At 72.3% G+C, this 18,529-nt stretch carries 23 protein-coding genes; 17 read left to right on the top strand and 6 right to left on the bottom strand.

The genetic code is table 11. The annotated features are described in order from the left end of the window. Window positions 1-26 precede the first annotated feature (26 nt). Together AMO33_RS31395 and aztA are read right to left on the bottom strand one after the other, a co-directional pair. Window positions 27-194: a hypothetical protein gene (locus AMO33_RS31395; protein ID WP_159005486.1), complete on the bottom strand. Its 168-nt coding sequence runs from the start codon at window positions 192-194 to the stop codon at window positions 27-29. A 598-nt stretch (window positions 195-792) separates the two neighbouring features. Beyond that, window positions 793-1,533: a zinc ABC transporter ATP-binding protein AztA gene (aztA, locus tag AMO33_RS08630; RefSeq protein ID WP_060591861.1), complete on the bottom strand. Its 741-nt coding sequence runs from the start codon at window positions 1,531-1,533 to the stop codon at window positions 793-795. A 59-nt stretch (window positions 1,534-1,592) separates the two neighbouring features. On the opposite strand from aztA, the gene aztB reads away from it, so the two are divergent. From aztB to AMO33_RS08610, 4 genes are all read left to right on the top strand, one after another. Further along, entirely contained in the window at window positions 1,593-3,575 is a 1,983-nt protein-coding gene (gene aztB / locus AMO33_RS08625) for a zinc ABC transporter permease AztB (RefSeq protein WP_060591859.1), read from the top strand. After that, the gene (gene aztC / locus AMO33_RS08620; RefSeq protein WP_060591855.1) at window positions 3,572-4,483 is read left to right on the top strand and encodes a zinc ABC transporter substrate-binding protein AztC; all 912 of its coding nucleotides are present in this window, start codon (window positions 3,572-3,574) and stop codon (window positions 4,481-4,483) included. The genes aztB and aztC overlap by 4 nt, the downstream gene beginning before the upstream one ends. Window positions 4,484-4,512: 29 nt before the next feature. Beyond that, on the top strand, window positions 4,513-5,676 hold the full coding sequence (aztD, locus tag AMO33_RS08615; protein WP_060591853.1) for a zinc metallochaperone AztD: 1,164 nt from the start codon (window positions 4,513-4,515) through the stop codon (window positions 5,674-5,676). Window positions 5,677-5,909: 233 nt separating this feature from the next. After that, window positions 5,910-7,589 carry a hypothetical protein gene (locus AMO33_RS08610; RefSeq protein ID WP_060591850.1) on the top strand — a complete coding sequence of 560 codons (1,680 nt, stop codon included), beginning with the start codon at window positions 5,910-5,912 and terminating at the stop codon, window positions 7,587-7,589. A gap of 12 nt (window positions 7,590-7,601) precedes the next feature. Here the strand turns inward: AMO33_RS08610 and AMO33_RS08605 are convergent, their stop codons facing one another. Then, window positions 7,602-8,585, bottom strand: coding sequence for an LLM class F420-dependent oxidoreductase (locus tag AMO33_RS08605; protein ID WP_011208862.1), 984 nt, complete (start codon window positions 8,583-8,585; stop codon window positions 7,602-7,604). Between the two features lie 106 nt (window positions 8,586-8,691). Continuing rightward, the gene (locus tag AMO33_RS08600; protein WP_139337503.1) at window positions 8,692-9,240 is read right to left on the bottom strand and encodes an LppA family lipoprotein; all 549 of its coding nucleotides are present in this window, start codon (window positions 9,238-9,240) and stop codon (window positions 8,692-8,694) included. A 294-nt stretch (window positions 9,241-9,534) separates the two neighbouring features. On the opposite strand from AMO33_RS08600, the gene AMO33_RS08595 reads away from it, so the two are divergent. Further along, window positions 9,535-10,017, top strand: coding sequence for a hypothetical protein (locus AMO33_RS08595; RefSeq protein WP_011208864.1), 483 nt, complete (start codon window positions 9,535-9,537; stop codon window positions 10,015-10,017). 46 nt (window positions 10,018-10,063) lie between these two features. On the opposite strand, the gene AMO33_RS08590 is transcribed toward AMO33_RS08595, so the two are convergent. Next, window positions 10,064-10,603 (bottom strand): hypothetical protein, encoded by a 540-nt coding sequence (locus tag AMO33_RS08590; RefSeq protein WP_060591844.1) that lies wholly within the window; start codon window positions 10,601-10,603, stop codon window positions 10,064-10,066. A gap of 145 nt (window positions 10,604-10,748) precedes the next feature. Beyond that, complete coding sequence (locus AMO33_RS08585) at window positions 10,749-11,186, bottom strand: DUF6098 family protein (RefSeq protein WP_041560077.1); 438 nt, start codon at window positions 11,184-11,186, stop codon at window positions 10,749-10,751. A 165-nt stretch (window positions 11,187-11,351) separates the two neighbouring features. On the opposite strand from AMO33_RS08585, the gene AMO33_RS08580 reads away from it, so the two are divergent. From AMO33_RS08580 to AMO33_RS08525, 12 genes are all read left to right on the top strand, one after another. Then, window positions 11,352-11,930: an RNA polymerase sigma factor gene (locus tag AMO33_RS08580; protein WP_011208867.1), complete on the top strand. Its 579-nt coding sequence runs from the start codon at window positions 11,352-11,354 to the stop codon at window positions 11,928-11,930. Next, the gene (locus tag AMO33_RS08575; RefSeq protein ID WP_082668715.1) at window positions 11,927-12,517 is read left to right on the top strand and encodes an Asp23/Gls24 family envelope stress response protein; all 591 of its coding nucleotides are present in this window, start codon (window positions 11,927-11,929) and stop codon (window positions 12,515-12,517) included. Before AMO33_RS08580 ends, AMO33_RS08575 begins: the two co-directional genes overlap by 4 nt. Next, window positions 12,514-12,891 (top strand): Asp23/Gls24 family envelope stress response protein, encoded by a 378-nt coding sequence (locus AMO33_RS08570; protein ID WP_060591840.1) that lies wholly within the window; start codon window positions 12,514-12,516, stop codon window positions 12,889-12,891. Before AMO33_RS08575 ends, AMO33_RS08570 begins: the two co-directional genes overlap by 4 nt. Further along, the gene (locus tag AMO33_RS08565; protein ID WP_060591839.1) at window positions 12,888-13,202 is read left to right on the top strand and encodes a hypothetical protein; all 315 of its coding nucleotides are present in this window, start codon (window positions 12,888-12,890) and stop codon (window positions 13,200-13,202) included. The genes AMO33_RS08570 and AMO33_RS08565 overlap by 4 nt, the downstream gene beginning before the upstream one ends. A 105-nt stretch (window positions 13,203-13,307) precedes the next feature. Continuing rightward, entirely contained in the window at window positions 13,308-13,793 is a 486-nt protein-coding gene (locus AMO33_RS08560; protein ID WP_060591837.1) for an Asp23/Gls24 family envelope stress response protein, read from the top strand. A gap of 29 nt (window positions 13,794-13,822) precedes the next feature. Beyond that, window positions 13,823-14,011, top strand: coding sequence for a hypothetical protein (locus AMO33_RS08555; RefSeq protein WP_011208872.1), 189 nt, complete (start codon window positions 13,823-13,825; stop codon window positions 14,009-14,011). Next, the gene (locus AMO33_RS08550) at window positions 14,008-14,355 is read left to right on the top strand and encodes an Asp23/Gls24 family envelope stress response protein (protein WP_060591834.1); all 348 of its coding nucleotides are present in this window, start codon (window positions 14,008-14,010) and stop codon (window positions 14,353-14,355) included. The genes AMO33_RS08555 and AMO33_RS08550 overlap by 4 nt, the downstream gene beginning before the upstream one ends. Beyond that, complete coding sequence (locus tag AMO33_RS08545) at window positions 14,352-14,990, top strand: DUF6286 domain-containing protein (protein WP_060591833.1); 639 nt, start codon at window positions 14,352-14,354, stop codon at window positions 14,988-14,990. Before AMO33_RS08550 ends, AMO33_RS08545 begins: the two co-directional genes overlap by 4 nt. Beyond that, window positions 14,987-15,559, top strand: a complete 573-nt coding sequence (locus AMO33_RS08540) for a hypothetical protein (protein WP_060591831.1) — start codon at window positions 14,987-14,989, stop codon at window positions 15,557-15,559. The genes AMO33_RS08545 and AMO33_RS08540 overlap by 4 nt, the downstream gene beginning before the upstream one ends. Window positions 15,560-15,641: 82 nt before the next feature. After that, window positions 15,642-16,142, top strand: coding sequence for a hemerythrin domain-containing protein (locus AMO33_RS08535; protein WP_011208876.1), 501 nt, complete (start codon window positions 15,642-15,644; stop codon window positions 16,140-16,142). Between the two features lie 10 nt (window positions 16,143-16,152). Beyond that, a complete protein-coding gene (locus AMO33_RS08530; RefSeq protein WP_076573483.1) occupies window positions 16,153-16,983 on the top strand; it encodes an SDR family oxidoreductase in 831 nt (276 codons plus the stop codon). A 49-nt stretch (window positions 16,984-17,032) separates the two neighbouring features. After that, complete coding sequence (locus AMO33_RS08525; RefSeq protein ID WP_060591829.1) at window positions 17,033-18,511, top strand: DHA2 family efflux MFS transporter permease subunit; 1,479 nt, start codon at window positions 17,033-17,035, stop codon at window positions 18,509-18,511. Window positions 18,512-18,529: the final 18 nt, after the last annotated feature.

Genomic DNA, 18,529 nt, shown 5'->3' with positions numbered 1-18,529 from the left:
GAGTGCGGGGTTCCGGCCCGGCGGCGCTATTGCCGCCGGGTGCTCTCGTGCAGCGCATCCCCCGACGACCCGGCGGACCGGCTGCCCGATCCGAACATGACCCGTTCCCACCACGGCTCGAGACGGCTCGGCTCGGGCCAGATCACCACCCCCGGCTCGGGTTCGTACTGCTCGGTCACGGCATTGTCGACCATGGTCGGCCTCCTCGGCAGGTGGGCCGGCGCCGACGTGGCGGCATCGCGATGTTCGAGCGAAGGCGCTGGTCGTCGGGCCGCGGGGACTTCCTGTACAGACGAACTGGTGAGGTGGACAGGAATGCCGACCCACTTCGATTTTCCAGGTGCCGACAATTTTAGCCGCTGATCGCCGAGAATGCGGGAAACAATTCGGACTGCCACCCCGCATCGGTGGTCGGTTACCGGAAAATCGGTCCGAATCTCGCCCGGTGGAGCCCACAAATCGGGACTTCCGGCGTGGATGTGCCGATGATCTGCGCGTTCGGATGCACGGGAAGATTTGCGCGGAATTAACAATTCACGTATCCGCGCCGGTGCAAACGGTATCCTGTCGACCGTCCGGGCGCCCCGCGCAATTCGTGCTCGGCGATGTGCCGCAATTTCTTCGATGGATCGAGGATCGCTCGGAACGAGCGGAGTTTTCCGGACGGGGTGCTGGTCAGGCGGGGTCCGGGCTGAAGCCGGACCCGGGCCCCGCCTGACCTGCTCGGCGATGGCGAGTCGCGTTCGGGGGCGTGACGACCCGCCCTGCAACCCCGGGGCTACCGGGGCGCACTCAGCGTAAGCCGATCGATTGCCGCGCCAAGGCGTTTCGGTCGAACGACACGCCCTCGTGACCAAAGAGTTGCGCCGCGGGGCCGCCGAGTATCGACGCGGGATCACCCTGGGCGCGCAGGTGTCCCGCCTCGAGCAGCAGGCAGTGGGTCGCTGCCAGTACCTCGTCGGGATGGTGGGTTGCCTGCACGATCGTCGCGCCGTCGGCGGCCAGTTCGACGAGCAGGTCGGCGATGATCCGGCGCGAGTGCGCGTCGAGGCCGACGGTGGGTTCGTCGAGCAGCAGGATGTCGGCCCGCTGGGCCATCGCCTGGGCGAGCAGGGTGCGCTGGCGCTGGCCGCCGGAGAGGGTGTCGAGGCGGCGCCCGGCCAGCTCGGTGAGGTGCAGCCGGTCCAGGCAGGCGTCGACGATCGCGGTGTCGGCGCGGGTGAGCCGCCGCCACGGACCGCGATGCGACCAGCGGCCCATCGCCACCGTCTCCGCGACGGTGATGGGCAGCGTGGCGGGCACGGCGCTGTGCTGGACCACGAACGCCAGCCGCGTGCCGGGGCCGCGCTCGACCCGTCCCGCCGCGGGGCGCAGCACTCCCGCGACCGCGGCGAGCAGCGTCGATTTGCCCGAACCGTTGGGTCCGAGCACGGCGGTGACGGCGCCGCCGGGCAGATCGGCGGTGAGGTCGTGCAGGGCGATCCGCCCCCGATAGCCCGCGGTCAAGCCGTGGATCCGCAGTCCCGCCGCCATGTGTGGCTCCCGTCACGTCAGTTGTAGTGATAATCGTTTTCATCTTATGGTGTCTCGCCATGGAATGGTTGCTCGCCCCGTTCGAGGTGTCCTTCGTCCACCGGGCGTTGTGGGGCGGGCTGCTGGTCAGCTGCCTGTGCGCGATCGCCGGAACGTGGGTCGTGGTGCGCGGCATGGCATTTCTGAGCGACGCCATGGCGCACGGCATGCTGCCCGGCATCGCCGTGGCCGCGCTGCTGGGCGGAAACCTGGTACTGGGCGCCGCCGTCAGCGCCGCGGCGATGGCGCTCGGCGTCTCCGCCCTGACCCGCTCGCCGCGATTCTCCGCCGACATCGGCATCGGCCTGCTCTTCGTGGGCATGCTGGCGATCGGCGTGGTGATCATCTCGCGGGCGCAGTCGTTCGCCGTCGACCTCACCGGCTTCCTGTTCGGTGACGTGCTGGCGATCCGTGACCGCGACCTGGCCTTCCTCGCGACGGCCCTGCTGCTCGCCGGGATCGTGGCCGCACTCGGCCACCGCGCGTTCGTGGCGCTGGCCTTCGATCCGCGCCTGGCCCACACCCTCGGCCTGCGACCGCGCCTGGCGCAGGCGGCCATGCTCGGCCTGATCACGCTCGCGATCGTGGCCTCCTTCCACGTGGTCGGCACCCTGCTGGTCTTCGGGCTGCTCATCGCGCCGCCCGCGGCGGCGACGCTGTGGGCGCACCGCATTCCGGTGATCATGGCGCTGGCCGCGCTGCTCGGCGCGAGCGCGACGGTGGCGGGACTGCTCATCTCCTGGCATGCGGGCACCGCGGCGGGCGCGACGATCGCGGTCGTGGCGGTGGCGCTGTTCTTCCTGTCCGCGGCCGCCTCCGCCGCCCGCTCGTGGTGGCGCGGGCGCCGGGCCCGCGCGGCCGCCGCCACCGTGGCCGTGGCCGCGGTGCTGACCGGTTGCGCCGCGAATCCCGAACCGGCGCAACCGGAGCCGACGCCGCACGGATACATCGCGGGCGCGGAGGAGACGGCCGAACCGCAGCCGCGGCTGGTACTGGCCGACAGCGGGTCCGGCGCCGTGCGGGTCCTCGACCTGGTGAGCGAGCAGGTCACCGAGCTGCCCGCGGTGCCGGGCGTGCGCGGCATCGCCGCCGACGGCAGGCACGCCTACCTCTCCGACGGCGCCGCGCTGCGGATCGTGGACACCGGCAGCTGGCTGGTCGACCACGGCGACCACACCCACTACTACCGTGCGCCGATCCGCGAAGTGGGCACCCGGCCGGTCGCCGGTGACGTCACGGTGCTCGCCGACCGCGCCGTGGCGGCCGTGCACACCGGCGCCGAGACCGTGCTGCTGGATCGTGGCGCGCTGGACGACGGTTCGGTGCGCGCGCTCGGCGAGCCGATCGCCGGAACGGCCGTGCCCTACGCCGAACATCTGGTGATCGCCCGCCCCGACGGCCGGGTGGAGGTGCGCACCAGGGACGGTGCCCCCGTCGCGTCGCTGCCGCAGCCCTGCCCGGAACCGCGCGGCAGCGCCTCGACCCGCCGCGGTGTGGTGTTCGGCTGCGCGGACGGCGCGCTGGTCGTGTACGCGGACGGCACCGCCTTCGCCGGCACTCCGATCGCCTACCCGCACCCGGTGCCCGCCACCGAGCGCGCGACCGAGTTCCGACACCGTCCGGGCAGCGCGACGCTGGCGGCGCGGGCCGGTGATCGCGGCGCCTGGCTGCTCGACGTGCGGGCGCGGACCTGGACGCTCGTCCCGGCCGGGCCGGTGCTCGCGGCGAACACCGCGGGGGAGGGCGCCCCGTTGCTCACCCTCACCGCCGACGGGATGCTGCACGCCCACGACCCGGTCACCGGTGTCGAACTCGCCGGCACGCAGCTGCTGGCGACGGTGGATCCGGCCGCGGCCCCGACCGTGACCGTCGACAGCGCCCGCGCCTATGTCAACGACCCGGCGGGCAGGCGGGTGTTCGAGATCGACTACGCGGATCTGCGGGTCGCGCGGACCTTCCCGCTCGACATCGCCCCCGCGCTGATGGTGGAGACCGGCGAATGAGAACGATCCTGCGACTGCTGGTCCTGGTCACCGCGCTCGTGCTGGCCGCGGGCTGTGCCGACGGCGGTGGCCGCGGCGAGGGCGTCGTGGTGACCACGAACATCCTCGGCGACCTCACCGCCGCCGTGGTGGGCGACGCCGCCGAGGTGACCGTGCTGATGTCGCCCGGCGCGGACCCGCACCATTTCGCCGTCTCCGCCCAGCAGGCGGCCGTGCTCGAGCGGGCGAGCCTGATCGTGCACAACGGCCTCGGCCTGGAGGAGGGCGTGGCCCGCCACGTCACCGCCGCCGCCGAGGCGGGTGTGCCGACGCTGGCGGTGGGGGAGCGGGTCGATCCGCTGCGCTTCCGGCCCGAGGTCGGTGCCGATCGTCCCGACCCGCACTTCTGGACCGACCCGCGCCGGGTGGCCCGCGCTGTCGAAGCGCTGCGCGACGCGGTGCTCGAACACACCGACGCCGACCCGGACATCGTGCGGGCGCGGACCGAGAACTACCTACGCGAGCTCGACGAGCTGGACCGCTGGATGACCGAACGTTTCGCCACCGTGCCGCCCGAGCGCCGCAAGCTGGTCACCAACCACCACGTCTTCGGCTACCTGGCCCAGCGTTTCGGTTTCGAGGTGATCGGCGCGGTGATCCCCGGCGGCACCACGCTCGCCTCGCCCAGCCCCGCGGATCTGGCCGAGCTCGCCGGCGCGGTGCGCGCGGCGGGTGTCGGGGCGGTCTTCGCCGACACCGCCCAGCCCGACCGGCTCGCCCGCGTCCTCGCCGAACAAGCCGGACTGCACGTGCGGGTGATCGGCCTGCACTCGGAATCGCTGAGCCCACCCGGCGGCGGCGCGGCCACCTACCTGGAGATGATGCGGTCCAACACCGAGGCCATCGTGGCCGGGCTGGCCGCTCCGTGAACGCAGTACATCGGAAAAGGGAGCACCACATGCACATTCGATCCACCGCGCGGACCGCGACCGCGCTGGCCGGTCTGCTGACCGCCGCGGTCACGCTGACCGCCTGCGGGTCCGGCGACGACGCCGACGCCCAGGACCGCGCGATCGCCGAGCCGATCGCGGTCACCTTCGACGGCGGCATCCACGTCCTCGACGGCCGCACGCTGGAACTGGGCGGCACCACCCGGCTCGACGGCTTCAACCGGCTCAACCCGGCCGGTGACGAGCGGCACCTGATGGTCTCCACGTCCGAAGGGTTCCGGGTCTACGACGCGACCGCCGCCGAATTCACCGACATCTCCTTCCCCGGCCCGGAGCCCGGGCACGTCGTGCGCCACGCCGGGCGCACCGTGCTGTTCACCGACGGCACCGGCGAGGTGGTCTCCTTCGACCCGGCCGACCTCGCCGCGGGCGCGCCGCCCACCGAGGTCTACAAGACCCCGCAGCCGCACCACGGTGTCGCGGTGGAACTGGCGGACGGGAAGCTGGTCGTCACCCTCGGCACCGAGGAGAAGCGCACCGGTCTGGCCGTGCTGGACGAGCGGCGCACCGAGATCACCCGCAACGAGGACTGCCCCGGCGTGCACGGCGAGGCCGCCGCCGAGGACGAGACCGTCGTCGTCGGCTGCGAGAACGGTGTGCTCGTCTACCGCGACGGCGTCATCACCAAGATCACCAGCCCGACCCCCTACGGTCGCATCGGCAACCAGGCCGGTAGCCCCGAATCGGCCATCGTGCTCGGCGATTACAAGCAGGACAAGGACGCCGAACTGGAGCGCCCGCAGCAGGTCTCGCTGATCGACACCACCACCGGCTCGCTGCGCCTGGTGGATCTGGGCGCCAGCTACACCTTCCGCTCCCTCGGCCGCGGCCCGCAGGGCGAGGCGCTGGTGCTCGGCACCGACGGCCGCCTGCACGTCATCGACCCGGTGGCGGGCACTGTGGTGCGTCGCATCGACGTGCTCGCGCCGTGGCAGGAACCGCTGAAGTGGCAGCAGCCGCGCCCGGCGCTGTTCGTGCGGGGCGGTGACGTCTACGTCAGCGATCCGGCGACCAAGCAGGTGCACCGGATCGATCTGGCCGCGGGCACCGTGGCGGCCTCGGTCACCTTGCCCGACAGCCCGAACGAATTGAGCGGCGTGAGCGCGCACTGATCGCGCGCGCCGAGCGGTGCCCGTCCCGGGACGTGCCGGGGCGGGCACCGCGCTGTCGTCGTGCCTGGGAAAAGCGCGTCGTTCCCCCGTGTGTCGCGCGCGGCGCGCCGGGGGAGAGCGGAGCGGGAAAATCTATGGTTTTGCAGGCAACCGTGCATGGACTATGAATGTGGGGTGCTGTTCACACCCGTGATCACTTGTCTGCCATCGAAACTCCCCGGCGGGAGGTCGATATGACCGTCGAGCATCCGATCGAGGACGAGGTCACGCAGCTGGCGCGGCGGGTCGAGAAGGCCAGAGGCCGCCTGGCCTACCAGTTCGACCCGGCGCTCACCGAGGCGTTGTCGGAGGACGAGCTGCGTGCCGAACGCGAGCTGGCCGAACGCATTCGCGAGCAGGACCGGGAACAGCGCTGGAAAGAAGTGCAGGCCGCCGCGGTGGCCTCGGACCGGGCACGTCAAACCGCGGAAGAGATCGCGAAGGCCGACATGCGAGATCTGTTGCTCGCCCGCAAGGCGATCGCCGCGCAGCGGCGCGAATCCAGCCCGCACGCGAAACTCGCCTCGCTGTACCGGCATCGGTCCTGGTCGCTGCGCGCGCTCGCCGGTGTCGTCGCCGCAGGCATGCTCTGGTCGGCGGTCAACGTCCAGCACAACATCGCGCCGGGCGGGCCGGGCGATCCGCTGTACTGGTTCAGCTATCTGCTGGAAGGCATGATCAGCGTCTGTCTGATCATCATCATGATCGGCACCAACAAGGTGGCCGAATGGGGCGTGGTCGACAACCGCAAGCAGGTCGCCGCCGCCGAGATCGCGCTGCTGTCGCTGACGGTCGTGCTGAACACCTACCCGTATCTGCGGGCGGGGCAGTGGTACGAGGTCGGTGTGCACGCCATCGCGCCGGTGATGATCGGCGTCGCGTTGCTCATCCACGACGCCGCCAGCTCCCGCTACGGTCTGGCGATCTACCGGGCGACCGAGCAGGTGCGCGAGCTGCCCGACCCGGCCGAGCAGATCCGCAACAGCCTGCCCTCGCTGGTGGCGGTGCGCTCGCGCGGCCCGATCGAGATGGTGCCGCGGGTGGCGGCCGAGGCCGAGATCGCCGAGCAGGCCGACCCGGACGTGGACGGCCGCGTCGATCCCGAGACCGGTGAGCCGCTGGCCGCCGACGAGGCGCAGGAGGCACCGGCCGAGGGCGAACTCGTCGAGGCGGGCCACCGAGGCGAGCCCGCGGACGAGTCCGCCGCACCGGCGGCCGAGAAGTCGCGCCCGAAGACCGCCGCGCCCGAGAAGAAGGCGGCCACGCCGGCCGAGCCGACAGCTGCGGCGTCCACGAACGGCAGCGCCGCCACCCACGGCACCTCAGGCAAGGGCACCACCACCAACGGCACCCCCGCGAAGTCCGCCCCGGCCGCGGTGAAGACGCCGAAACCGGCTGCGCCCGCGACCAAGCCATTGAGCACGTCGGTGCCCGCGACCGCGCCGATCCCCACCGCGACCGGGAAAGCCGTGGCCGCGTCACCGAATCCGGCCCCGAACCGGGCGAAGACGATCGACGAGGCACTGGCTCCGGTCGGCCGCCCCGCGGTGCCCGGCCGGTCCGACAGCGCGATGACCGCCAAGGTCGTCGTGCCGCAGACCCCCGCGGCGGCCAAGGGCGATCCCTCGGTGCCGCCGCCGGTCGCCAAGGACAACCGGTCGCTGGCCAAGGACAGCCGCACCATGTCCTCGCGGAAGAGCAAGGAGCGCAGCGTGCCGCCGCCCGATCCGGACGGTGCCTACCACGAGGTGGTGCGGTCCTCGGGCATCTACGACACCGGCCAGTTCCGCATCGCCGAGGCGCTCGAGCAGGAGCTCGCCGAGATGGCCGAGGCGCGCCGCCGCGCCCGCAGCAGCAGGCAGCGCCTGAGCTGAGCGGGCGCCCGCTCAGCCGCGGTGCGCGGTGAGCGCCGTCGACTCCCGCAACGTCTCGCGCAACCGCGAGCCGTAGAAGTCGATGAAGCCGTACGGGTCCGGCCCCGCGTTCTGCAGGACGAGGTGGTCGAACCCGGCGTCGGTGAAGGTGCGCACGGCCTCGACGTAGCGATCCGGGTCGGTCCCGCAGGTGAAGTGCGCGCGGATGTCGTCCTCGCGCACGGTCGCGCTGGCCGCGGCGAAGTTCACCGGGTTGGGCAGTTCGCTCATCACCTTCCAGCCGGCGAGCGCCCAGCGGGTGGTCTCCAGCGCGGCCTGCGCGGCGGTGTGCTCGTCGGGCGCCCAGGCCACCGGCACCTCGGCGTAGCGCGGGCCGCTGCCGCCGTGCTCGTGGTACTCGCGGACGATCTCGGCATTCGGCTCGGTCGCGAAGAGCCCGTCGCCGAGATCGGCGGCCAGCCGCGCGGCCGCGGGTCCGCCCGCGGCCACCGCGATCACCGGGGGCGTCTCGGGCAGGTCGAAGATGCGGGCATCCGACAATTGCAGGTACTTGCCCTCGTAGGACCGGTAGCCGCCCTGCCAGAGCAGCCGGATGATCTCCAGCGCCTCGCGCAGCATCTCGTGGCGCACCCGCACCGAGTCGGGAAACTCCAGTCCCACCACATGTTCGTTGAGGCGTTCACCGGAGCCGATGCCGAGGGTGAAGCGGCCGTCGGAGATCAGCGCGGTGGTCGCGGCGGCCTGGGCCACGATGGCGGGGTGGTAGCGCAGCGTCGGGCAGGTGACGCCGGTGGCCAGGCCGATCCGTTCGGTGCGCGCGGCGATCGCGCCGAGCACGCTCCAGGCGAACGGGGAATGGCCCTGGTTGTCGAGCCAGGGATGGAAATGGTCACTGATCTCGACGAAGTCGAAGCCGGCCTGCTCGGCCGCCACGGCCTGCCGGATGAGGTCGTTCGGCCCGTAGCCCTCGGCCGCGAGCTTGTATCCGATGGGCATCGCTACCTCCTGAGCTGGTGTGCAGTCCCGGTCGGTCGCCCGGGACGCCGGGCGACCATGGAGCGCCTACCCGGGCCCCCGCCGGGCAAACAGCCACGGCGCGGCGTCAGGGACGGCGGCAGCCGGTGTTGGCGGTGATCGTCATCGAGTCCGGCCCGGCGAACACGGCCAGGTTCGTCTGGTTGTCCCAGTACGCACCGTCGGTGCCGTCGGCGTCGAGGTGGTAGTGCGGTGGCGTGCTGGTGTCGGGCCGCAGGTCGACCGCTCCCGCGGCGGCGGCGATCTCGTGCGCGACGCGGCGGAACTCCGGCCAGGCCGACGCGGGAACGGAGCCCTCGGCGAGGTAGCGCGGCAAGACCACCCGCAGCCCGCCGACACTCGCGTACGGGCCGTGGCAAGGACCTTCGGCGCGTTCGCCGCTCCAGCTCCACCGCAACGCCGGGTTGTGCGCGGCGGCCGCGGCGGCGATGTGCTCGACGGCCGTGCGCAGCGACTGTTCGGCCTCGGCGGCGCGCGGCAGTGCCGCCACCTCGTCGGCGGCGCGCGCGATCTGCTCCGGCGGCGGCGGCGGCGGATCACCGAACAGGGTCGCGCAACCCGGGACGGCGGCCACGACGGCGGTGACGGCGAGCGCGCGGCGTAGACGGCCGGGCATGGAGTCCTCCCCGAGCGCCCGCACGGGCGGCGAGCGCGCTTCGGCGGCAAGCCTATTCGGTGGCCGCCCGCGCCGGTGCCGATCGCGGCATCCGGCCAGGTGGTGGCTGCTCTGGACAGGGCAGGCCGACTTGGCTACGTTGATGCCGCGTTGGTGATGCCGCGTTCGATGCAGGGGCGTGTTCCGGTCCCGGGGGTGTGGGTTCGGTACCGGGTGTGTTTCGACGCGGCGGGTGGTTCGAGGCGGTTCGATGGGTGGGCAGGACAGGCGCTGGCGAACAGGGAGGACGCGAACGTGGTGACCATCGCGCAACTGCGGGCGGTGCTGGCGATCCTGCGGGTGGACCCGCAGGAGTCGGTCGCGGCGCACCGCGATCCGGCGTCCGAGCAGGCCGAACTCGTCGGCCTGCTGCACCGGGTGGTGTCGGGGGAGTTGCGGCAGGTGCTCACCGCCGACCCGGCCCACCCGCTCGCCGAGGTCGGTGCGGTGCTCGACGAAAGCCCCACCGAACAGGTGTGTTTCGAGGCGTGCCTGTTGCACGATCACATCGACGCGCTGGCCGGGGCGGCCACCGCCGACCCGGCGCCGGTGCTGCTCGACGCCGCCGCCAGGTCGGCCGATGCCGCCGCCGCACTGCTGGCGCTGAGCCGCAGGCCCGCGGGGGAACTGGCCGATGGCTGGTGGCAGCGGGCGCTCACCGATCTCGGCGAGGCCTATCACCTCATCAACGACGAGTACGTCGGCCGATCCAACACCGTCACCGCCCCCTTGCGCTGATCGCCGGCGTCCGTGCGTGCGGACGCCGGCGATCCCGGTGGCCGTGCTAGGGGGTGGCGAAGCCGATCAGGGCGCCGATCCCCGCGCCGATCGGCACGGTGACCAGTGCGCCGACGCCACCGAGGAAGAACCCGAACACCGCGCCGATTCCGGCGCCGATGAGCGCCCCGACACCGGCGTTGTGCTGCTTGCGGGCCAGTGTCTCGTCCTGGTCGACGAAGCTGGCCAGCCGCTCGCTCGCCGCGGGCGCGCCGACGGGGGTGAGGGTGAGCGTGCGGCCCGCGTCGCTGATCCGCGGGGACAGGGCGACCGCGGCGCCGTCGACCTGCACCGTGGCCGGCACCGCGGCGACCGGCAGGCCCGCGGCGTCGGTGAGGACGACGGCATCGCCGACCGCGCGGAACGTGCCGGAGTCGAGGCGGGTGACCAGACCGGTGCCGTCCGTGGTCGGGCCCGCGGTGAAGCCGATGCCCTGTTCCACCCCGGCGATCTCGGGTGCGGCGGGTGCGGCGTGCACGGTGCCCGCGGCGAAGGTGGTGGCCCCGATGGCGAGCAGGGCGGTTGCGGCGAATCGATGGACTCTCATCGTGTGATCCCTACGTGTTTCGTGCGGGCAAGAGTCGATCGGGAAAGACGAGCTGCGGATGTCCCCCCCGTCGGCGGCCGGCGCGCGGCCCCTTCCATTCTCGCCCGCGAAACCCCCGCCACCGCAAGGTTTTCCACAAGAAATCTCAGTCCGAGGTGGAGTCCCGGCCCACGTGGAACCGCTCGCCGTAGACCCGTTCGGCCTCCGCCAGCGCCGCCTCGCTCACCCGGGCAATCGGTGTCATATCGGCCACCAGCGGCTCGTGGTCTGGTCCGCGCCCCACCACGCGACCGATCAGCAACCAGGGAAACCGGCCGTGCGCGGCGCCGAGTTCGGCGTATTTGCACAGCCGGCGCGCCACCCAGTCCCGGTCGGGTCGCGGCCACCACGGTTCCGGTGTCACGGTCGTCACCGACCACCCGGGCAACTCGACCTCGGCCTCGAAATCGCGGCTGGGACCGCTGCGCGCGTCGGCCGCGGGCCCGCGCGAGTAGCGCAGGAACACCGAATCGTGGGCGCGTGCGATCTCGGTCACCTCGTCGAGGGTGTCGACGCTCGGCAGGGAATCCTCGTCGATCGCCATGTCCGGGAGGTTAACCAGCGCCCGGTGCGGTAATCGGTCCTGGCGGGGACGACACGCGCGCACCCCGCCCGCGAACGGCACTCGCTGAGACGACCGTCACGCGATAATCGCCGTGACGTTCTCGCAGCCCGCGGTGTCCCACCCATGAGCGGCGGAGGAGGTGCGGTGACCACGACCGATGCGGTTGTTCACGACACGGGGTCCACGACGCCCGACGAGGTGACGCTGGTCGAGCGCGCCAAGGACGGTGATGTGCGGGCCTACGAGCAATTGGTGCTGCGGTACCAGAACCAGATGTTCCGGCTGGCGTTGCGCATGCTCGGCGACCGCGCCGACGCCGAGGACGCGGTGCAGGAGGTCTTCCTCGGCGCGTGGCGCAGGCTGAGCCAATTGCAGGACTCGGCCGCGTTCGTCGGCTGGCTGTACCGGATGACGACGAACCGGTGCCTGAACGTGATCCGCGCCCGCCGCCCCACCGCCGACGTGGACCCCGATACCGCCGAGTCGCCGCGCACCGACACCAGACCCGACCACGCCGCCCAGGTGAATTCGCAGCTGGCGGCACTGAACCAGGCCCTGCAACGGCTCACGCCGGAACAACGCGCGTGCTGGCTGCTGCGGGAAGTCGACGGACTGTCCTACGAGGAGATCGCCACGATCGTCGAGACGAACACGACCGCCGTACGCGGCCGCATAGCCCGGGCACGCGCCCAACTCGCGGAGGTGATGAAGCCGTGGCGGTGAACGACACGACCGAACAGAACTATGTGTTGCCGTGCGGCCGCGACATCGAACAGGTGTGGGAGCGGTTGGACATGGTGCGCGCGGGCTTCGGTGACGAGCACGACATGACCTGCGAGTACTGCCGCGGCGCGCGGGAGAGCCTGCTCGCCCTGCGCGCGGCCACCGCGGAACTGATCGAGGAGCCCACCGCGCCGCCACCGGACCTGGTCACCCGGATCATGTCCGCGGTACGGGCCGAGGCGCGGCGCGGGCGCACCCTGCGGTTGGCCACCGACCAGCCGGGTGCGGTGGAGGTGAGCGAGCAGGCCGTCGCCGCGGTCCTGCGCTACGCCGCCGACACCGTGCCCGGCGTGCGCGCCCGGCACTGCGCGGTGCGGGAACTGGGCGCCGAGCCGGACGGGACGCGCCGGGTGACGGTGGAGCTGTCCATCGCCGTGCGCTTCCCGGCCACCGAGGTCGGCCGGGTGCTGCCCGCGGTGCGCGAGCGGGTGCGCACGGCGTTGGCCGCGCGGACCGGGCTGGTGGCCGAACGCATCGACGTGGTCGTCGCCGACGTGTTCGACGAGTCGCCGCGGGAGGGCCGATGAGCACGCCGCCGGGGACCGTGCTGGTGGTCGAGCCCGCCGTGGTGGCGGCGGTGGCGGCGCGTGCGGCCGCCGCCGTCCCCGGGGTACGCAGACTGGAACCGGGGGTGCGCGGACTGGTGGGGTCGGTGCTGCGCGCCGGTCGGCAGCGGCTCGCCGGCGCCGACCCCGCCCGCGCCGATGGCGTCCGCGTGCGGCGCACCAACGACGGCGGCGTGCGGGTCGCGGTGGACCTGGTGGTCACCGCCGACGCCGACGTCGCGGCGGTCGGCCGTGCCGTGCAGCGCGAGATCACCCGCGTCGTCGCCGAACAGACCGGCGAGGACGTCGGCGAGGTCGCGGTGCTCGTGCTCGACATCGAGCCGGAGGCGCGATGATCGAGGAGGAGACCAGGGACAAGATCGTGGCCGCGGTCGGCGGCGTGTCCGGGCTGCGGCCCGCGACCCCGCTCGGCGCGGGCGACCCGGCCTGGTGGCCGTGGGACACCCGCCGCTACGCCGTCGATCTCGGCCCGACCACGGTGGAGGTCAGGGTGATCGCCGCGGCGCTGCCGTTGCCGCCGCTGCTGAACCTCGCCGCCGAGGCGGTGCGCGGCGTCCTGCACGGCACCCGCTGGGAGAACGCCGCGGTGCGCCTGGTGGTGACCGAACTCGACGCCGCCGCCTTCGCCGACGACCAGGGCGGGTGACCTCGCTCACCCGATTTCCACCGTGAGCATCCCGTCCGTGCCGGTGTCGAAAGGAGTACAGGACCGGCGACAACCGCTGTATCCGAAGGAAACTCAGGAGGAACGATGACCACTGCGACACCCTCGAAGTCCACCGGCGAGAACAGCGCCCCCGCCAAGACCACGGCCGAAACCGCGCCCAAGCGCAACGACCTGGTCACCGATCAGGGCAGCACCACCATCGCCGACGTCGTCGTGCAGAAGGTCGCCGGCCTGGCCGCCCGCGAGGTGCGCGGCGTCCACGCGCTCGGCGGCGGCGCGGCCCGCGCCTTCAGCGCCATCCGTGACCGCATCCCCGGCGCCTCGGCCAGCATCGGCCAGGGCGTCTCGGTCGAGGTGGGCGAGACCCAGGCCGCGGTCGACCTGGAGATCGTCGTCGAATACGGCGTGGCCATCGCGGAACTGGCGCGCACGGTGCGCCGCAACGTGATCACCGCGATCGAGCAGATGACCGGCCTCGAGGTGGTCGAGGTCAACATCCACGTCAACGACGTGCACATCCCCGGCGACGACGAGGACGAGACCGACGCCGCGCCGAGCCGGGTCCGCTGAGCGGCCGGGGCCGCGGAGAGGAGACCGGTGTGAACGCGACAACGCTGTGCCTGGCCGTGGGTCTGGCGCTCGGATTCGCCGTCGCCTTCGGGGGTTTCGGCGCCTTCGCCATCGTCCTGGTGTTCGCGCTGCTCGGCCTGGTGGTCGGCCGCTGGCTCGACGGCGAGCTGGACGTGGCGGGCCTGGTGCGCACCGCCCAGCGCCGGAGCGGGCGATGACGGCGGTGACCGCCGCGGCCGATCCGGTGGACCCGGCGGCGGACCTGCCCGGCGTCACCGTCGTGGCCGACCGCGTGGTGCGCAAGATCGCGGCGCGGGCGGCGCGCGAGGTCGAGGGCGTCGAGCCCGATGTCGACGTGGCGGTGCGCGTGCTCGGCGACCGCGCCACCCTCGACGTGCGGCTGGCGGTGGGCTACCCGCGCCCGGTGGGCCGGACCAGCGACAGCTGCCGCGCACATCTGATCCGCCGCACCGGCGAGCTCACCGGGCTCACCGTCGACCGGGTGGACATCGTGGTGAACCGGCTGGTGCGTCCGGCCGAGACGGCCGGGAGGGTGCGATGATCCGCAGGCCGCGCCGCACGCTGCCCGCCGTGATCGTCGCGCTGGTGCTGCTGGCGCTGTCGGTCGGCGCGATCGTCTGGGCGGTGCAGCGGCTGGCCGGTGCGCGCGAGTTCGTGTCCTACCAGCGGGTGGCGACCGAACTGCACGGCCGCACCTGGGACGACGTGCCCGTCCTCGTGACCGGGGTGGTCCTCGCCGCGCTCGGCCTCGTGCTGCTGGTGCTGGCGATCTGGCCCGGCCGCGCGGTGGTGGTGCCGCTGGCCGGCGACGACGGGCTGCGCGGCGGCGTCACCCGGCGCGGACTCGGCACCGCGCTGCGGGCCTCGGCGACCACCGTCGGCGGGGTGTCCGCCGCGCGGATCCGGGTGCGGCGCAAGGCCGTCAAGGCCCGCATCCGCACCGACCGGGCCCGCTCCGAGGGGCTGGCCGAGGCGGTGTGCGAGCGGCTGACCAACCGGGTGCAGGAGATCGGACCGCAGTCGGTGCGCAAGGTGAAGGCGTCGGTGCACGGCGGTCGGCGCGCGAAGGCCGAGGGACGCCGGGGCGCGAAGGGACAGCTCGGGGCGGAACCCGTCGCGCCGCAGCCGTCGGCCGCGCCCGAAACGGTCGAGGTGACCGGAAGGGGAGTGTCGTGAGCGGAATCAACCGCCCGGCCGGGACGAACCGGACCCTGCTCGGGCTGACCGGTGCGGTGCTGGTGGCCGCGGGTGCGCTGCTGATCGCCGCGCACTTCGGCCGCCTGGCCGCCGCGGGCCGCGACGAACCGCTGGTCCCCGGCACCGGCGCGCCGCCCACCTGGGTGCTGGTGATCGTGATCGCCGCGGGGTTGCTGGCGGCGCTGCTGTGCCTGCGCTGGTTGCTGGCCCAGGCGTTCCGGATGCCCAAGGCACAGGCGTGGGAGATCGGCACCGCCACCGGCGCCGGCGTCACCACCCTCGACACCCGCACCGCCGCGGCGCCGGTCGCCGACGACATCGGAACCTATCCCGGGGTGCGCTCGGCCTCGGCCTGGCTCACCGGCACCGGCACCGAGCCGGAACTGCATCTCGTGGTCACCGCCGAACCGACCGCCGACATCGCCGAGCTGCGGCGGCGGATTCTCGGACACGCGGTGGCACGGCTGCGCGAGGCACTGGAGGTGAGCGCCGTGCCGGTGACGCTGGAGCTGCGCTTCGACGACGGCAGGCGCGGGCTGGCGCGCTAGCGTCCCGGCGCGACCGCAGGTTTCGGACCTCGCCCGGCGGGAATGTCCGCCACGACGGTCGAACCGAATCCGAGGAGTCGCCATGAGCACCGATGCCATCGTGTTGCTGCGGGAGGATCACAAGGAGATCCGGAAACTGTTCCGCGAGTTCGAGAAAGCGGGAGACGACGCCAACGCCACCAAGGGCCGGGTGGTCGACAAGATCATCGAGGCGCTCACCGTGCACACCTACATCGAGAACGAGTGCATGTACCCGGAGGTGCGCAAGCTGGTGCCCGAACTCACCGACGACATTCTCGAGTCCTACGAGGAGCACCACGTGGCCGATCTGCTCGTCATGGAGCTGGCCACCATGAAGCCCGAGGACGAGCACTTCACCGCCAAGACCACGGTGCTGATCGAGAACGTCGACCACCACATCGACGAGGAGGAGCACGAGTGGTTCCCCAAGGTCCGGGAGCGGCTGGGGCGCAAGCAACTCCAGGAGATCGGCGCGCGGATGCTGGAGCTGAAGAAGAAGGCGCCGCACTCGCCCGCGCAGCCCTCGGCCCTGAAGAAGGCCGTCGACGCGGTCATCAGCTGAGGAGGCCGCCGTGCCGACCATCGCACCCCTTCCCCATGAACGCACCGGCGCGCCGTTGCGCGCGGTGGTGACCGGCTCGGACTCCGGCATCGGCAAGGCCGTCGCGGTGGCGCTGGCCGCGGGCGGCGGCGTCGACGTCGGCGTCACCTACCACCGCGACGCCGAGGGTGCCGAACGCACCGCCGAACAGGTCCGCGAGCGCGGTGCGAGCGCGGCCGTCCGGCAGCTCGACCTCACCGACCTGCCCACCGCGGCCGCCGTCATCGACGACATCGCCGAGGAGCTGGGCGGGCTCGACCTGCTGGTGAACTGCGCGGGCACCGGGTCGGCCGAGAAGGTCATGGACATGGACTTCGACACCTGGCGCCGGGTGCTCTCGGTGGATCTGGACGGCGCCTTCCTGTGCGCGCAGCGCGCGGCCAAGCACATGATCCGGGGTGGCCGGGGCGGCCGGATCATCAACATCACCAGCGTGCACGAGCACGCGCCCAAGGTCGGCGCCGCACCCTACTGCGCGGCCAAGGCCGGGCTGGGCGCGCTCACCAAGGTGCTCGCGCTGGAGCTGGCCGAGTACGACATCACCGTCAACTCGGTGGCGCCCGGCGAGATCTCCACCCCGATGACCGGCCAGGAGGACGTGGACCCGCGCGAACAGCCGCGTCCGGGTGTGCCGCTGGGCAGGCCGGGACACGCCGAGGAGGTCGCCGCGGTGGTCGCCTTCCTCGCCACCCCCGCGGCCGGCTACGTCACCGGCGCCTCGTTCGTGGTGGACGGCGGCATGCTCCTGATGGGTCCGCAGGCCAGCAGCATGCTGCCCGACGAGCAGTGGCGGGAGGTCTGAGCGCGGATATCGGGTGGTCACGGACGCGCGAACGTGGCACCCTTAAGCGGTGACAGAACCTCCACATACGCAGGCGGCACAGCCTGATCCCGCCGCGGACAAACTCGACGCAGGGGTGTACAAGGTCGCGGGCGTGGTCGTGCTCGGCGCGATCATGTCGATCCTCGACGTCACCGTCGTGACCGTCGCCCTGCCCACTTTCATCACCGAATTCGAGACGACCTACGCGATCGCCGCGTGGACCATGACCGGGTACACGCTGGCGCTGGCCACCGTCATCCCGATCACCGGCTGGGCGGCGGACAGGTTCGGCACCAAACGCCTCTACCTGATGGCGTTGACCTTCTTCGTGCTCGGCTCGCTGCTGTGCAGCGTGGCCTGGAACATCGAGTCGCTGATCGCCTTCCGCGTGATCCAGGGCCTGGGCGGCGGCATGCTCATGCCGCTCGGCATGACGATCATGACGCACGCGGCGGGCCCGCAGCGCATCGGCCGGGTCATGGCCGTGCTCGGCGTGCCGATGCTGCTCGGCCCGATCACCGGCCCGATCCTGGGCGGCTGGCTGATCGACGCGTTCAGCTGGCACTGGATCTTCCTGATCAACCTGCCGATCGGCATCGTGTCGCTGGTGCTGGCCTACCTGGTGCTGCCCGCGGACGAACCGCAGCCCTCGGAGTCCTTCGACTTCCTGGGCATGCTGCTGGCCTCGCCGGGCCTGGCGCTGTTCCTCTACGGCGTGTCGACCATTCCGGAGACCGGCACGGTCGCCGACGCGAAGGTGCTGGTCCCGGCCGCCATCGGCGTCCTGCTGCTGGTGGGCTTCGTGTTCCACGCGCTGCGCACCGAGCACCCGCTCATCGATCTGCACCTGTTCCGCAACCGCGCGCTGACCTTCTCGGTGCTCACGATGGTGCTGTTCGCCATCGCGTTCTTCGGCGCAGGCCTGCTGCTGCCCAGTTACCTGCAGCAGGTGCGGGGTGAGTCGGCCATGGCCGCGGGCCTGCTGATGGCGCCGCAGGGCATCGGCGCGATGTTGACCATGCCGATCGCCGGGCGCTTCGTCGACCGGATCGGACCGGGCAAGATCGTCATGGTCGGCATCGCCGTCATCACGGTGTCGATGGTGTTCTTCGTCCAGCTCACCGACCAGACCTCCTACGTGGCGTTGTGCGCCGCGCTGTTCGTCATGGGCCTGGGCATGGGCTGCACGATGATGCCGATCATGACCGCCGCCATCCAGACGCTGACCCACCAGCAGGTGGCCCGCGGCTCGACGCTGATGAACATCATCAACCAGACCGCCGGTTCCATCGGCACGGCGACGATGTCGGTGGTGCTGTCCAACGAGATGAAGGACCGGTCGGGACCGGCCGGTCTGCCGGGCCCCGCCGAGGCGGCCGACGCCTTCAGCAACACCTATGTGGTGGCGCTGGTGCTGGCCGGGCTGACCCTCATCCCGGCGTTCTTCCTGCCGCGCACCCGGCCCGCCGCGACCCAGGACGCGGACGCGCCGATGCTCGTGCACTGAGCGCCGCCGACGCCGATC

It is taken from the genome of Nocardia farcinica, assembly GCF_001182745.1.
Lineage (GTDB): Bacteria > Actinomycetota > Actinomycetes > Mycobacteriales > Mycobacteriaceae > Nocardia > Nocardia farcinica.
Note: the sequence above shows the minus strand (reverse complement) of the source record. Positions and strands in the feature narration are given on the sequence as shown.

What these genes read in the sequence shown, in the direction of transcription:
- AMO33_RS31395 (WP_159005486.1), bottom strand. Translation starts at nt 194, where the DNA reads ATGGTCGACAATGCCGTGACCGAGCAGTACGAACCCGAGCCGGGGGTG.
- aztA (WP_060591861.1), bottom strand. Translation starts at nt 1,533, where the DNA reads ATGGCGGCGGGACTGCGGATCCACGGCTTGACCGCGGGCTATCGGGGG.
- aztB (WP_060591859.1), top strand. Translation starts at nt 1,593, where the DNA reads ATGGAATGGTTGCTCGCCCCGTTCGAGGTGTCCTTCGTCCACCGGGCG.
- aztC (WP_060591855.1), top strand. Translation starts at nt 3,572, where the DNA reads ATGAGAACGATCCTGCGACTGCTGGTCCTGGTCACCGCGCTCGTGCTG.
- aztD (WP_060591853.1), top strand. Translation starts at nt 4,513, where the DNA reads ATGCACATTCGATCCACCGCGCGGACCGCGACCGCGCTGGCCGGTCTG.
- AMO33_RS08610 (WP_060591850.1), top strand. Translation starts at nt 5,910, where the DNA reads ATGACCGTCGAGCATCCGATCGAGGACGAGGTCACGCAGCTGGCGCGG.
- AMO33_RS08605 (WP_011208862.1), bottom strand. Translation starts at nt 8,585, where the DNA reads ATGCCCATCGGATACAAGCTCGCGGCCGAGGGCTACGGGCCGAACGAC.
- AMO33_RS08600 (WP_139337503.1), bottom strand. Translation starts at nt 9,240, where the DNA reads ATGCCCGGCCGTCTACGCCGCGCGCTCGCCGTCACCGCCGTCGTGGCC.
- AMO33_RS08590 (WP_060591844.1), bottom strand. Translation starts at nt 10,603, where the DNA reads ATGAGAGTCCATCGATTCGCCGCAACCGCCCTGCTCGCCATCGGGGCC.
- AMO33_RS08585 (WP_041560077.1), bottom strand. Translation starts at nt 11,186, where the DNA reads ATGGCGATCGACGAGGATTCCCTGCCGAGCGTCGACACCCTCGACGAG.
- AMO33_RS08570 (WP_060591840.1), top strand. Translation starts at nt 12,514, where the DNA reads ATGAGCACGCCGCCGGGGACCGTGCTGGTGGTCGAGCCCGCCGTGGTG.
- AMO33_RS08565 (WP_060591839.1), top strand. Translation starts at nt 12,888, where the DNA reads ATGATCGAGGAGGAGACCAGGGACAAGATCGTGGCCGCGGTCGGCGGC.
- AMO33_RS08560 (WP_060591837.1), top strand. Translation starts at nt 13,308, where the DNA reads ATGACCACTGCGACACCCTCGAAGTCCACCGGCGAGAACAGCGCCCCC.
- AMO33_RS08550 (WP_060591834.1), top strand. Translation starts at nt 14,008, where the DNA reads ATGACGGCGGTGACCGCCGCGGCCGATCCGGTGGACCCGGCGGCGGAC.
- AMO33_RS08545 (WP_060591833.1), top strand. Translation starts at nt 14,352, where the DNA reads ATGATCCGCAGGCCGCGCCGCACGCTGCCCGCCGTGATCGTCGCGCTG.
- AMO33_RS08535 (WP_011208876.1), top strand. Translation starts at nt 15,642, where the DNA reads ATGAGCACCGATGCCATCGTGTTGCTGCGGGAGGATCACAAGGAGATC.